This is a genomic window from Agrobacterium tumefaciens, from assembly GCF_013337285.1.
GTDB lineage: Bacteria > Pseudomonadota > Alphaproteobacteria > Rhizobiales > Rhizobiaceae > Agrobacterium > Agrobacterium burrii.
This window is the reverse complement of sequence record NZ_SUPW01000002.1, coordinates 600591-613187: the sequence shown is the minus strand read 5'-3', so window position 1 is coordinate 613187 and position 12597 is coordinate 600591. Positions and strand designations below refer to the sequence as shown.

13 protein-coding genes are annotated in these 12597 nt (G+C 59.3%); 3 read left to right on the top strand and 10 right to left on the bottom strand.

Annotated features, from left to right (window positions below; genetic code table 11):
• Positions 1 to 2: 2 nt before the first annotated feature.
• Both FCH38_RS08760 and FCH38_RS08755 read right to left on the bottom strand, forming a co-directional pair.
• Positions 3 to 986, bottom strand: coding sequence for an ABC transporter substrate-binding protein (locus FCH38_RS08760; RefSeq protein WP_174373513.1), 984 nt, complete (start codon positions 984 to 986; stop codon positions 3 to 5).
• 338 nt (positions 987 to 1324) lie between these two features.
• A complete protein-coding gene (locus FCH38_RS08755) occupies positions 1325 to 2569 on the bottom strand; it encodes a PLP-dependent aminotransferase family protein (RefSeq protein WP_149900248.1) in 1245 nt (414 codons plus the stop codon).
• A 276-nt stretch (positions 2570 to 2845) separates the two neighbouring features.
• On the opposite strand from FCH38_RS08755, the gene FCH38_RS08750 reads away from it, so the two are divergent.
• Positions 2846 to 3295, top strand: a complete 450-nt coding sequence (locus FCH38_RS08750) for an RbsD/FucU family protein (protein ID WP_174373512.1) — start codon at positions 2846 to 2848, stop codon at positions 3293 to 3295.
• A gap of 4 nt (positions 3296 to 3299) precedes the next feature.
• Here the strand turns inward: FCH38_RS08750 and FCH38_RS08745 are convergent, their stop codons facing one another.
• The 5 genes from FCH38_RS08745 to FCH38_RS08725 form a co-directional block, all read right to left on the bottom strand.
• On the bottom strand, positions 3300 to 3569 hold the full coding sequence (locus tag FCH38_RS08745) for a Txe/YoeB family addiction module toxin (protein WP_149900246.1): 270 nt from the start codon (positions 3567 to 3569) through the stop codon (positions 3300 to 3302).
• Positions 3566 to 3820 carry a type II toxin-antitoxin system Phd/YefM family antitoxin gene (locus FCH38_RS08740; protein ID WP_142840208.1) on the bottom strand — a complete coding sequence of 85 codons (255 nt, stop codon included), beginning with the start codon at positions 3818 to 3820 and terminating at the stop codon, positions 3566 to 3568. Before FCH38_RS08740 ends, FCH38_RS08745 begins: the two co-directional genes overlap by 4 nt.
• A gap of 136 nt (positions 3821 to 3956) precedes the next feature.
• Complete coding sequence (gene ilvC, locus FCH38_RS08735) at positions 3957 to 4976, bottom strand: ketol-acid reductoisomerase (RefSeq protein ID WP_149900245.1); 1020 nt, start codon at positions 4974 to 4976, stop codon at positions 3957 to 3959.
• A 47-nt stretch (positions 4977 to 5023) separates the two neighbouring features.
• Positions 5024 to 5677: a TetR/AcrR family transcriptional regulator gene (locus FCH38_RS08730; RefSeq protein WP_110760222.1), complete on the bottom strand. Its 654-nt coding sequence runs from the start codon at positions 5675 to 5677 to the stop codon at positions 5024 to 5026.
• A gap of 387 nt (positions 5678 to 6064) precedes the next feature.
• Entirely contained in the window at positions 6065 to 6970 is a 906-nt protein-coding gene (locus tag FCH38_RS08725; RefSeq protein WP_174373511.1) for an AraC family transcriptional regulator, read from the bottom strand.
• 192 nt (positions 6971 to 7162) lie between these two features.
• Here FCH38_RS08725 and FCH38_RS08720 point away from each other — a divergent pair, with 192 nt between their 5' ends.
• Positions 7163 to 8209, top strand: coding sequence for an NAD(P)-dependent alcohol dehydrogenase (locus tag FCH38_RS08720; protein ID WP_149900243.1), 1047 nt, complete (start codon positions 7163 to 7165; stop codon positions 8207 to 8209).
• Positions 8210 to 8287: 78 nt separating this feature from the next.
• Here the strand turns inward: FCH38_RS08720 and FCH38_RS08715 are convergent, their stop codons facing one another.
• Both FCH38_RS08715 and FCH38_RS08710 read right to left on the bottom strand, forming a co-directional pair.
• Positions 8288 to 9553: an NAD(P)/FAD-dependent oxidoreductase gene (locus FCH38_RS08715; RefSeq protein ID WP_174373510.1), complete on the bottom strand. Its 1266-nt coding sequence runs from the start codon at positions 9551 to 9553 to the stop codon at positions 8288 to 8290.
• Positions 9554 to 9625: 72 nt separating this feature from the next.
• Positions 9626 to 10381, bottom strand: a complete 756-nt coding sequence (locus FCH38_RS08710) for a pyridoxine 5'-phosphate synthase (protein WP_149900241.1) — start codon at positions 10379 to 10381, stop codon at positions 9626 to 9628.
• Positions 10382 to 10614: 233 nt separating this feature from the next.
• Between FCH38_RS08710 and FCH38_RS08705 the strand changes: the two genes are divergently transcribed.
• Complete coding sequence (locus FCH38_RS08705) at positions 10615 to 11310, top strand: MerR family transcriptional regulator (protein ID WP_174373509.1); 696 nt, start codon at positions 10615 to 10617, stop codon at positions 11308 to 11310.
• Between the two features lie 72 nt (positions 11311 to 11382).
• Here the strand turns inward: FCH38_RS08705 and FCH38_RS08700 are convergent, their stop codons facing one another.
• The gene (locus FCH38_RS08700) at positions 11383 to 12510 is read right to left on the bottom strand and encodes an ATP-dependent DNA helicase (protein ID WP_174373508.1); all 1128 of its coding nucleotides are present in this window, start codon (positions 12508 to 12510) and stop codon (positions 11383 to 11385) included.
• Between the last annotated feature and the right edge of the window lie 87 nt (positions 12511 to 12597).

Below are 12597 nucleotides of genomic sequence, written 5' to 3'. Positions count from 1 at the left end.
TATCAGCCCTTGGAGCCGAAAATATCGGAGAAGGTCTTCAGGTCCTGTTCGGAGTTCTTCAGCGCATCAGCGGCGCTGAGCGGCAGAACCTTGATCTTGTCGCGGGCCGGGAAACCTTCCGGCATGCCGGCGTCAGCCCGCACGGGGATATAACCGAGCTTGACGAAGCCCTGCTGGCCTTTTTCCGAAAGCACGTAGTCGACGAATTTCTTGGCGGCTTCTTCGTGCTTGGTGCCCTTGATGATGGCGACCGGCTCGGTCACGGCCGACACGCCCTCTTCCGGGAAAACGAACTCGACCGGTGCGCCCTTGGCCTTTTCGCGGATCGGCATGTAGTCAACGACCACGCCATAAGCCTTTTCGCCCGAAGCGACGGATTTCAGAACCGCACCGTTACCGCCGCCGGCAATGGCTTCATTGGCCTTCAGCTGCTTGTAATAGTCCCAGCCGAGACCGTTGGCGGCTGCCAGCGTCTGCGCGTGGATCAGCGCCGCACCCGAGGTCAGCGGGCTTGGCATCGTCACGAGACCCTTGGCTTCGGCCTTCGCCAGATCCTTCCAGCTCGTCGGCTTCATCGCGGCAGCGGTGTTGTACATGATACCCGTCGTGATGAGCTTGGTGGAGTAATAGAAGCCATCCGCATCATAGAGCGAAGCGTCGATGTTCTTGGCTTCAGCAGACTTGTGGGCCAGCAACTGGCCAGCCTGCTTCATGCGCTCGAGCGTTACGGTGTCCGCGATCAAGAGCACGTCGGCAACCGGATTGCCGGCGCTGATCTCAGCCATCAGCTTGGCCATGATCTTCGGCGTTCCGTCACGCACCCATTCGACTTCCAGACCGGGATTGGCAGCCTTGAAACCATCAACGGTCGCCTGCGCGTCCTCGTTCGGCTGGCTGGTATAGAGCACCAGATCGGCGGCATTGGCAGCGGTGGCGATAAAGCCGAGCGATACGATGGCGGTGAAAGCGGAGAGCAGCGTTTTCATGGGGTCGGTCCCTGTTGTTTGGTGGGACCGCTTAAACATGCTTGCATAACATGTATGTGACAGGTGGGATTTTAGGGGTGTGATCTCTTTAATGCATGGGAGTGTCAGGCAGGAGAGTACAACTCCTCTTGGAGAGTGTGGCTTACCCCCCCTCTGCCCTGCCGGGCATCTCCCCCACAAGGAGGGAGATCGGCAAGAGGCTCTCTTACCACTTCATTCTCTAACGTTGAGATGGGCGATACCTCGCCACGGGTCGATCTCCCCCCTTGTGGGGGAGATGTCCGGCAGGACAGAGGGGGTGAAGCCACAACCTCTGTCGCTGCCGTAAGCTGCCGACATCAAATCGCCGGAAGCACCTCACCCGTTTCCGCCTGCGCCGTCGTAATCAACCGACCCAGCCGCATCATCCCCTCCTCAATCATCGCCTCGTTGGCACAGGAGAAGCTGATGCGCAGCGTGTTCGTACCCGAGCCATCCGCAAAGAATGCACGACCGGGAACGAAGGCCACCTTTTCCGTGGCGATGGATTTTGCCAGCAGTGCGGCGCCATCCATGCCTTCCGGCAACGTGACCCAGATGAACATGCCACCTTCCGGTTTCGTCCAGTGCGTGCCCTTCGGCATGTACTTGTCGAGCGCGGCCAGCATCGCATTACGGCGGGCGCTATAGGCGGCCTTGATCTTGGCCACCTGCTTGTCGAAGCCGCGCGAGGCAACGCGTTCGATGGCGATCTGGTTGATGGTCGAGGAATGCAGGTCAGCGGCCTGCTTCATCAGCACCAGCTTGCGGATAACAGGTGCGGAAGCGACGATGTAACCGACGCGAAGGCCAGGGGCGAGCGTCTTGGAGAAGCTGCCGCAATAGATGGTGCGGGTGTTCTCGATGCCGCCGGAACGGGCAATGTCGAGCGCCATGATCGGCGGCACCGCCTCGCCATCGTAACGCAGCGACTGATAGGCGGCATCTTCGATGACGGCGATGTCGAGCTCGTCGGCCAGCGCCAGAACCTTCTCGCGGCCGGCCAGATCGACGGTTTCGCCGGTCGGGTTGGAGAAATCGGCCGAGAGATAGGCAAACTTCACCGCACCGCCATGCTTGGCGGCGGTTTCGCGATAAGCCTCCGGCGTGCGGTTGCCGCCCGGATTGAGCTGATCGTAATTCGGCTCATAGGCGTTGAAGGCGGAAAGCGCGCCGAGATAGGTCGGCCAGGTCACCAGCGCCGTGTCCTTCGGCGACAGGAACAGCTTGCCGAGATAATCGAGACCCTGCTGCGAGCCGGAAACGATGAAGACATTATCGGCGGTGCAGTCGATGCCGATCTCGGCCATCTCACCCGCCAGCCATTCGCGCAGCGGCTTGTAACCCTCGCTGACAGAATATTGCAGCGCTGCATTGACCTGCGCGCCGGAAAAAATTTCCGCATAAGCCTGCTGGAATTCCTCTGCGGGGAAGAGAGCCGGATCAGGAATGCCGCCGGCAAAGGAGATGATGTCGGGCTGCTCGAGCAGCTTCAGCAGCTCGCGGATTTCAGACGCTTTCATTCGCGAAGAGCGCGTGGCGAAAATTTGTTCCCAATCTAGCATGGGTACGTTTCCTCTTGTGTCGTTTTTATGCGTGCATCTTTACAGAAATGTCGATATGTCAGCAATACTGACTTATCAGTTTTTCGAATTATTTCTGCCTCCCTGCACATTGCCCGCAGCCGACCGGCATTTGGGGCCGCCTTTGGCGAACAAAGCCAAATACACCCTCCCGCAAAGCTTAACAATCTTCCGTTTGCGATTGACGCGGCAAGCTTTTCCGGGTGGATTGCGGGCCAGGCCGCGACGCGGCGAAAGCATCCATGGGAGTGAGACGACATGCTGAAAAATATCGACGCGGCGCTGAATGCCGATGTGCTGCATGCGCTGCGCGCCATGGGTCACGGCGATACGCTGGTGATCTCCGATACCAATTTCCCATCCGATTCGGTTTCCCGTCACACCACGGTCGGCAAGGCGCTACACATCGACAATGTCTCCGCCGCGTGCGCCATGAAAGCCATCCTGTCCGTCCTGCCGCTCGATACGCCGTTGCAGCCCTCGGTCGGCCGTATGGAAGTGATGGGCGCACCCGATCAGCTGGAGCCGGTCCAGGCCGAGGTGCAGAAGGAAATCGACGCGGCCGAGGGGAAGTCCGCTCCTATGTATGGCATCGAACGCTTTGCCTTTTACGAAAAAGCGAAGCAGGCCTATTGCGTCATCACCACTGGCGAGACGCGGTTTTATGGCTGCTTCCTCCTTACGAAGGGCGTCATCCAGCCGAAGTAAGCGGCTACTGGTAATGGAAGCGGCACTGAATAATTTCCAGCTTTTGCTCGCTTCCAGACCCGGACACCCGATAGACAAAGCGATGCTCGCCGGTAATCCGCCGTGACCAGTAACCAGCCATGTCGCCCTTCAAGGGCTCCGGCTTTCCAAGCCCCGAAAAGGGTGTTCGCTTCGCATTTCGAATAAGGTCGTTGATTTTCTCGACCATCCGCGCATCGGTTCTCTGCCAGAACTCATAATCGTCCCATGAACTCGTGGTCCAGACGAGTTTCATTCTTCGGTCGGGTCCCGCTCGACGGTATCACCACGTTCAAGCTCCTGCATGGAAGCACGAAGCCGTGACGCATTTGCAGGGTTGGATAGCAGATGCAACGTTTCCTGCATGCTTTCATATTCCCCTTCTGCAAGAACAACGACCGCCTCTTTGCCTTGCCGCGTGACAAGAAGAGGAGCGCGCGTCTCCAGAACCCGGTCGAAATGGGTCGCGAAGTTCTGACGGAATTCCGTAAATCGCACATTTGCCATGGAAGCTGCCTTTCGGAAATATGTACAGATTTATGTACGTATTTGACGACGAAAGTCAAGGTTACGTAGTTTAGCCCGGAACGAAAAAGCCGGAGCTTTCGCCCCGGCCTCCATATCTTCCACCAAACAATGAAGCTTAGTTGACGGCCTTGTCGACCAGCTTGTTCTTGCCGATCCAGGGCATCATGCCGCGCAGCTTGGCGCCGACTTCTTCGATCTGGTGAGAGTCGTTGTTGCGGCGGATACCCTTGAAGCGAGCGCCGCCGGCCTTCCATTCCTGCATCCACTCGGTGGTGAACTTGCCGGTCTGGATGTCGTGCAGAACGCGCTTCATTTCAGCCTTGGTTTCAGCGGTGATGATGCGCGGACCGGTGACGTATTCGCCCCACTCTGCCGTGTTGGAGATCGAGTAGTTCATGTTGGCGATGCCGCCTTCATAGATCAGGTCGACGATCAGCTTCACTTCGTGCAGGCACTCGAAATAGGCCATTTCAGGCGCATAACCGCCTTCGACCAGCGTTTCGAAACCGGCGCGGATGAGTTCGACGAGACCGCCGCACAGAACGACCTGTTCGCCGAAGAGGTCGGTTTCGCACTCTTCCTTGAAATTGGTTTCGATGATGCCCGAACGGCCGCCGCCAACGCCGCAGGCATAGGAGAGAGCGAGTTCAAGAGCGTTGCCCGAAGCGTTCTGGTGAACGGCAACGAGGCAGGGAACGCCGCCGCCCTTCTGGTATTCGCCGCGAACCGTGTGGCCGGGGCCTTTCGGTGCGATCATGACGACGTCGAGCGATGCCTTCGGCTCGATGAGGCCGAAGTGGACGTTGAGGCCGTGTGCGAAAGCAATCGCTGCGCCATCGCGGATGTTGCCGGCAATGTCGGCCTTGTAGATGTCGGCCTGCAATTCGTCAGGCGTCGCCATCATCAGGAGGTCGCCCCACTTGGCGGCTTCGGCAACGGTCATGACCTTGAAGCCGTCGGCTTCGGCCTTCTTGACGGTCGGCGAGCCGGCCTTGAGCGCAATAACGACGTTCTTGGCGCCGGAATCCTTGAGGTTCAGCGCATGGGCGCGGCCCTGGGAGCCGTAACCAACGATGACGACATTCTTCGCCTTGATGAGATTGAGATCGGCATCACGATCATAATAAACGCGCATTTTATGGTCCTTCCCTGATACTTGTATCTGTTGTCTTAACCGGAACCTTAAGCGACCTTGCCACCCAGTTCCGAATGTACCTTTTCCGTGCCGTAGAGGGTCAGAAAGGCGACGACCGCCTTCTTTGCCCGGGCGGAAAAATCCTTGTCCGGCGCCTCGCCCAGCAGCATGCGCACATGCAGATCCGAAACGATGAGACCGTAAAAACCGCGATATGCCTCTTCGGCATCATCGAAACGCAGGTAGCCGGAACGGCGACCCGCTTCGATCAGTCCACGGGCGCGACGATCGATCTGGCGACGGCCGCGTTCCAGCAAAAGATCGCCGAGCTTGGAACCGTCACGGCTAGCCTGCCCTATCGCCAGACGGTTGAGCGCCAGCGACACGTCACCCGCGAGCACATCGAGCAGATCATGGGCGAAAACCTCGAGATGATCGGCAAGCTGCGGCGCGGAAACGCGGTCACCCGCCTTCTCGAAAGTGCGGACCTTGCTCTGCTGAAAGGTGATCATCGCCGCCAGCAGGCCGTCCCGGTCGCCGAACCACTTATAGAGGCTTTCCTTGGAACAGTTGGCGGCGCGCGCCAGCCCCGATGTGGTGAGCGCTTTTTCGCCGCCCTCGACCAGAAGACGCAATGCCTGGTCCAGAACAGCGTTCTGACGCGGCGAAAATTCCTGCGCTGTGATCGGGTCGGAAGCCAAGTCTTTCCACTCCAGGGGCTCGATTAATGTACCGTACGGTACGGTTCGAGCGCCATTTAAGCGGAGGCAGCGTTGCGGTCAAGCGGATTCTTCGGCGGTGAGAAGAATTGACGCGGTGCGGCGTAGTAGGAATGGCGGCGTGGGGGCTTCTTTGGGCGGTTGCGCGTTGGTGCGGAGCATGGCGCGTGGGGCTTACCCCCCTCTGCCCTGCCGGGCATCTCCCCCACACGGGGGGAGATCGGCAAGCAGCTTTGGCCCTGCTTCATTCTCTGTCCTCAAGATGGGCGAAGCGTAGCGGCATATCGATCTCCCTCCTTGTGGGGGAGATGCCCGGCAGGGCAGAGGGGGGTAAGCCCCACGCGCCATCGCCCCGCCGTGAATGGACATCTACCCAGCCGCAATCTCGCGCGACGCGTCGATATCCCGCGACGGCGACAACCCATAAAAGCGGCTATATTCGCGGCTGAACTGCGACGGGCTCTGGTAACCGACCCGATGGCCGGCCGTGCCCGCATCCAGCCGTTCCGCAAGCATCAGCCGGCGTGCCTCATGCAGCCGCAACTGCTTCTGATACTGAACAGGCGTCATGGCCGTGATCGTCTTGAAATGGTGATGGAAGGACGAAACGCTCATGCCGATATGCTCGGCAAGATCCTCGATGCGCAGCTGGCGGGCGAAATTCTCACGCAGCCAGGCGATGGCGCGGGCGATGCGATTGCCCTGACTGCCGGCCGCGATGATGTTCATCAGCTGCCCGCCGGCTGGTCCGGTCAGGATGCGGTAGAGGATTTCCTGCTCGATCAAGGGCGCCATGGCGGCAATCTCTGTCGGACGATCGAGCAAACGCAACAGACGGATGGCCGCATCCAGAAGCTCCGGCGTGGCGGCATTAACGACGATACCGCGCTGCGCATTCGCGGGCTCCGTCGGCGTATCAATCGGCACGCGACGCATGAGGTCGAGCAACTTCTCGCTGTCGATGGCAAGCGCGATACAGAAATGCGGCGCCTCCCTGCTCGCCTCCACCACCCGCCAGGCGACCGGCAGCTCAAGCGAGGTCAGCAGATAGTCGCCGGCGCCGTAATTGATGGTATCCGTTCCCAATTGAACGCTTTTCGACCCCTGTATCACCATCGCAAGACAGGGACGGTAGCTGCCGTGACACGGCGCGCTTGGCGCGGTGCGCCGGCTGATGCCGAGGGATTCGATGGCCGTCTGCACCTCACCGTCCCGGGTGGCATGTCGCGCGGCGATGGAGGCGATCTCCTGATAGACATTGAACGGCAAGGACATGAGGGGAATCCCTTAAGTGAAGGAAGAGACGCGTCAGATGCCACTTATCTAGAAAGCCACCGGACTTCCGCAAAGAGCATGCCCGCATATTTTTTGCAGGATCGTGCAAAAAGCTCGGAGGATCGCTCTAACGCCGCCCCGCACTTCCATTGCATATTCCGCCGTCCCCAACCCCTCGATAAGGATATTCAAATGGCTACTGCAAGAGGTTACGCTGCGACCGACGCGTCCAAGCCGCTTACCCCGTTCACCTTCGAACGTCGCGAGCCGAACGACGACGACGTCGTCATCGACATCAAATATGCCGGCATCTGCCACTCGGACATCCACACCGTCCGTAACGAATGGAAGAATGCCGTCTACCCGATCGTTCCCGGACATGAGATTGCCGGTGTCGTCAAGGCTGTCGGCTCCAAGGTCACGAAGTTCAAGGTCGGCGACCACGTCGGCGTCGGCTGTTTCGTCGATTCCTGCGTCGGCTGCGCCACCCGCGATCTCGACAATGAACAGTACATGCCCGGTCTTGTCGGAACCTATAACTCCGTCGATAGAGACGGCAAGACCGCCACGCAGGGCGGTTATTCCGACCACATCGTCGTGAGGGAAGACTACGTTCTGTCCATTCCGGACAACCTTCCGCTCGACGCTTCCGCGCCGCTCCTCTGCGCCGGCATCACGCTTTATTCGCCTCTGCACCACTGGAATGCCGGTCCGGGTAAAAAGGTCGCGATCGTCGGCATGGGTGGTCTTGGCCATATGGGCGTCAAGATCGGCTCGGCCATGGGCGCGGATATCACCGTCCTGTCGCAGACGCTGTCCAAGAAGGAAGACGGCCTCAAGCTGGGCGCAAAGGAATATTACGCCACCAGCGACGCTTCGACCTTCGAAAAGCTAGCAGGCACATTCGACCTGATCCTCTGCACCGTTTCGGCTGAAATCGACTGGAACGCCTACCTCAATCTCCTGAAGGTCAACGGTACTATGGTGCTGCTCGGCGTGCCGGAAAATGCGATCCCCGTCCATGCTTTCTCCGTCATTCCGGCCCGCCGTTCGCTTGCCGGCTCCATGATCGGCTCGATCAAGGAAACCCAGGAAATGCTGGATTTCTGCGGCAAGCACAACATCGTGTCGGAAATCGAAAAGATCGATATCAAGGATGTCAACGAAGCCTATGAGCGCGTGCTGAAAAGCGACGTGCGCTACCGCTTCGTCATCGACATGGCGTCGCTCGACGCGTGATGGGCATCAAGACAGCCAACTGATTAAAAAAGGGCGGGAAGCGATGCTTCCCGCCCTTGTCCTTTGCCGGCCCGGCCCTCAGGCCTCGTCCTTCAGCGTCTCTTTCTGGGTAATCAGCCGCGCGCTGTGCTGGCCGCTCAGATAAATCCACAGCCAGCTCCACGCCACAGCCAGCCGCGAACGCGTTCCGATCAGGAAGTAGATGTGGGCAAGGCCCCAGATCCACCATGCCAGAACGCCCTTGAGCTTGAACCTGCCGAAATCGATCACCGCTGCGCGTTTGCCGATGGTGGCGAGATTGCCCTGGTGGCTGTAGCGGAAGGGTCCAGGCGAAGGTTTGCCGGAGAGCCGGGCCTTGATGACCTTCGCCACATAGGCGCCCTGCTGCTTTGCCGCAGGTGCGATGCCCGGCACCGGTTTGCCGTTTTCCTGATTGACGGCGGCCGTATCGCCAATAACGAAAATATCAGCGTCATCTTCCAGATTGAGGTGAGGTCCGACGATGACACGCCCGGCCCGGTCGGCGGCGGCATCCAGCCATTTAGCAGCGGGAGACGCCTGCACGCCGGCGGCCCAGACAACCGTGCGGCAGGGATAATGGGTCTCGCCCACCGTCACGCCTTCATCGCTGCAGGCCGTCACCGGCGTACCGAGCAGAACCTCGACGCCGAGCTTCTCAAGCGCTTCCTTGGCATAAGCAGAAAGATCCTCGGTGAAAACAGGCAGGACGCGGGGGCCGGCCTCGACAAGCAGCACGCGGGTCTTTCGGGTATCCACATTGCGGAATTCCGGCGGCAGCGCCTTGTGGGCCAGTTCGGCGATCATGCCCGCCATTTCCACGCCCGTCGGTCCGGCGCCGATGATGACGAAGGTCAGCAGCGCCTGCCGTTCCTCTTCGCTGGTGGCAAGCTCGGCCCGTTCGAAGGCCAGAAGCAGACGGCGGCGGATTGTCGTCGCATCCTCCAGCGTCTTGAGGCCGGGGGCGGAACGTTCCCACTCGTCGCGGCCGAAATAGGCGTGGCGCGCGCCGGTGGCCAGCACCAGCGTATCGAAACCGATCACCTGGCCCGAACTTAAATGCACGGTCCGCGCCGCCCGGTCTATGCCGGTCACTTCCGCAAGCAGGGTCGTTACCTCCTTGCGGTCGCGGTAAAGATGGCGGATCGGCCAGGCGATTTCGGATGTCGCCAGCGCCGTTGTCGCAACCTGATAAAGCAGGGGCTGGAACAGGTGATGGTTGCGGCGATCGATCAGTGTGATGCGGACAGGGGCTCCCTCCAGCCCGTGTACCAGTTGTAAACCGCCGAAGCCTCCACCCACGACGACAACATGATGTTCTTGCATATGTCTCTGCCTTCAAAAGCGCGCGCACGGAGCATGCGCAAGCCAAAGCATAGGCGAAAAAATTGACTTTGGTTATGAAATAGGCTGACCGCAGGCCTGACAAAAACGCCGGACTGTTTCAGCCATGCCATATTCCAGCGCATCCGCCGTCAATCCGTGGCCGATGGAAACTTCAGCCAGATAAGGAATGCGTTTCATCAGCCTGGGCAGGTTCGCGACAGTCAGGTCATGGCCGGCATTGACGGCAAGCCCGAGTGCCGCAGCATGGTCCGCCGTCTGTCCCAGCTTCTCAAGAAGCGCCTCGCCCTTTTGCGGATCGTCAAAGCAGCCGCCATAGGGGCCGGTGTAAAGCTCGATACGCGCCGCACCCGTTTCAGCCGCCAGTTCCACCGGCTCGCGTTCCCCGTCACCATCGGCAAACAGCGAAACCCGCATGCCGCCGGCCTTCAGGCGTCCGACGACTTCCTTCAGGAAAACGTCGTGCTTGCGGAAATCCCAGCCATGGTCCGACGTTGCCTGCGAGGGATCATCCGGCACCAGCGTCACCTGTTCCGGCTGGGTCTTTTCGCAAAGAACGAGAAAATCCTCGGTCGGATAGCCTTCGATGTTAAACTCCGCCTTGGGGAAGCTGTCATCGATCAAAGCGCGCAGCACCGGCAGGTCTGAAAAGCGGATATGGCGCTGATCGGGACGAGGGTGTACAGTCAGGCCGCTTGCACCCGCAGCGAGTGCCAGTTGTCCGAAATGCGCAACATCCGGCCACGGAAGATCGCGGCGGTTCCGCAGCATGGCGATTGCATTGAGATTGACGGAAAGTTTTGCGGGCATGGCGTCTGGCTCCGGTTCGGAATCTGCATCCTGTTTCACGCAGGTTGACGCTGACCGCAAGGAGGCCGATAAAATTTTTTGGAATACGGGAACGAAAACACACAATACACGTTACGGTTCTTATGTAGCGTTTGGCATGATGTCTTGATCAGAAGACAGACCGTTGCGGGGGAACAAGCGACGGATGTCTTTTAAAAGCAGGCACGCCGCCAAAGAGCGCAAAGGGGGAAACGATGCAGGATGGCCGTATGCCGTTTGAAAACGGCGACGAGGACAAACCCAATCTAAGGCTCAGCAGCTTTTTACCGGACATAAGCCTGCCCTCTTTCCTGCCCGCCGAACCGGTGCCCATTGCCGATATGGCCAATATCTTTGGAGTGACCCACCGAACGCTTCATTTTTACGAAGAAAAGGCGCTGCTAACCTCGAAGCGCATCGGCCAGATGCGGGTCTATACCCACCGCAACGTCCAGCGCATGGCCGTCATCAATGTCTGCCGCGAAGTCGGCATTTCGGTTGCCGCCATTACCGAGATCATGGAAAAACTCGTCCGCTCGCTGTCGCAGGAAGAGGCGGACGACATATTTCACGTCGCGCTAAGGCAGCGCAAGAGAGAATTGACCGCCGAGCTTTCCACCCTTCAGCGCCAGGCCCAGCAGATCGAGGAATTGCTTGTCAGCGATGGCGATGCGGATGGCTTCGACGGCGCTGAACGCGGTCCGGCCAACGACATCGCCCTCACCGATACCGAACGGAAATGTCTGGAATTGATGGCGGAAGGTTATGCCCCGGTGCGGCTCGCCCGGGCTCTTGGCCTTTCGGGCAGCGATCTCAACCTGCTTGAGGCAAAAATCATCGGCAAATTCAGCGCCAGCAACCGTTTTCAGGCGGTCGCCAAGGCGGTTCTGCTTGGCATTATCCGGGCTTGAAAGCATGTGCAGGAAAAGTGCGCAGCACGTCCGGACAAGGCGCAGAAAAGGAGATTGAGCAAATGCTCTATCTCAACGAACGATGGTAAGCGTCTCTGCCGCGCGGGTAATGGCGGTATAAAGCCATCTTTCGCGTGAATCCCGGAACGCATAGCTCTCGTCGAAAAGAACCACATTGTTCCACTGCGAACCCTGCGCCTTGTGCACGGTCAGCGCATATCCGAAATCGAACTCGTCGTAGCGCTTGCGGGTGGTCCACGGTATTTCGGTCTCGACATCCTCAAACGCCGCCTTCAGCAATTTGATCTTGGCTGCACCGCGATCCATATCGTCGTCTTCCGGCCGGATCATCAGATTGATGCCGGGCTTCACCGTCTCGCGCGACGAACTCATCACCTGCCAGAGCGAGCCGTTCAGCAGGCCCTTGGCCGGATCGTTCCTGAGGCAGACCAGCTTGTCGCCCGATTGCGGGTAATCGGCCGAAAAACCCTTGAGTTCGCGAAGCCGCTGATTATAGCGCCGGCGCGTGCGATTGGTACCGACCAGCACCTGATCGGCTTCCAGCACCAGCGACTGCGTCACCTCGGATTTCGAAATCACCTGCGCCGTGCCGTAGTCGCCGCGCATGATCTCGCGGCCTTCGCGCACATCCATGGCAAGATGGATGATGGGATTGTCCTTGGCCTGACGGTGAATTTCCGACAGAAGATAATCCGGCTCCTGCTCGGTAAAATAACCGCCGCCCGATACCGGCGGCAGCTGCCCCGGATCACCAAGCACGAGGATCGGCGTGCCGAAACTCATCAGATCCTTGCCAAGCTGTTCATCCACCATCGAACATTCGTCGATGATGATCAGCGCCGCCTTGGCAAGCGGGCTCTGGCGGTTGATGGAGAACATCGGCGCGACCGAGGTCTTGCCGGTTTCCTCGTCTTCAACAGTTTCTTCGCCACGCGGTCGGTAGATAAGCGAATGGATGGTGCGGGCGTTGGTCGCCCCGCGCGAACGCAGCACCTGCGCCGCCTTGCCGGTGAAGGCCGCAAACAGCACCTCGCCATCGACATTTTCCGCGAAATGTTTGGCAAGCGTCGTCTTGCCCGTTCCGGCATAACCGAACAGCCGGAAAACCGGCGTCCGGCCTTCCTTCAGCCAGCGGGAAACAGCCTTGAGCGCTTCGTCCTGTTGCGGTGAAAATAACATGCGCCCTCATCGCAGGATTCGAGCACCCTGCGCAACAGAAAAAGAACGAAAGATGAATCGTGAGACCATAATGCGGCAATAAAACAC

Coding starts and splice junctions, on each gene's coding strand:
- FCH38_RS08700 (WP_174373508.1), bottom strand. CDS start 12,510: ATGTTATTTTCACCGCAACAGGACGAAGCGCTCAAGGCTGTTTCCCGC.
- FCH38_RS08710 (WP_149900241.1), bottom strand. CDS start 10,381: ATGCCCGCAAAACTTTCCGTCAATCTCAATGCAATCGCCATGCTGCGG.
- FCH38_RS08720 (WP_149900243.1), top strand. CDS start 7,163: ATGGCTACTGCAAGAGGTTACGCTGCGACCGACGCGTCCAAGCCGCTT.
- FCH38_RS08705 (WP_174373509.1), top strand. CDS start 10,615: ATGCAGGATGGCCGTATGCCGTTTGAAAACGGCGACGAGGACAAACCC.
- FCH38_RS08740 (WP_142840208.1), bottom strand. CDS start 3,820: ATGGCAAATGTGCGATTTACGGAATTCCGTCAGAACTTCGCGACCCAT.
- FCH38_RS08750 (WP_174373512.1), top strand. CDS start 2,846: ATGCTGAAAAATATCGACGCGGCGCTGAATGCCGATGTGCTGCATGCG.
- ilvC (WP_149900245.1), bottom strand. CDS start 4,976: ATGCGCGTTTATTATGATCGTGATGCCGATCTCAATCTCATCAAGGCG.
- FCH38_RS08745 (WP_149900246.1), bottom strand. CDS start 3,569: ATGAAACTCGTCTGGACCACGAGTTCATGGGACGATTATGAGTTCTGG.
- FCH38_RS08760 (WP_174373513.1), bottom strand. CDS start 986: ATGAAAACGCTGCTCTCCGCTTTCACCGCCATCGTATCGCTCGGCTTT.
- FCH38_RS08755 (WP_149900248.1), bottom strand. CDS start 2,569: ATGCTAGATTGGGAACAAATTTTCGCCACGCGCTCTTCGCGAATGAAA.
- FCH38_RS08725 (WP_174373511.1), bottom strand. CDS start 6,970: ATGTCCTTGCCGTTCAATGTCTATCAGGAGATCGCCTCCATCGCCGCG.
- FCH38_RS08715 (WP_174373510.1), bottom strand. CDS start 9,553: ATGCAAGAACATCATGTTGTCGTCGTGGGTGGAGGCTTCGGCGGTTTA.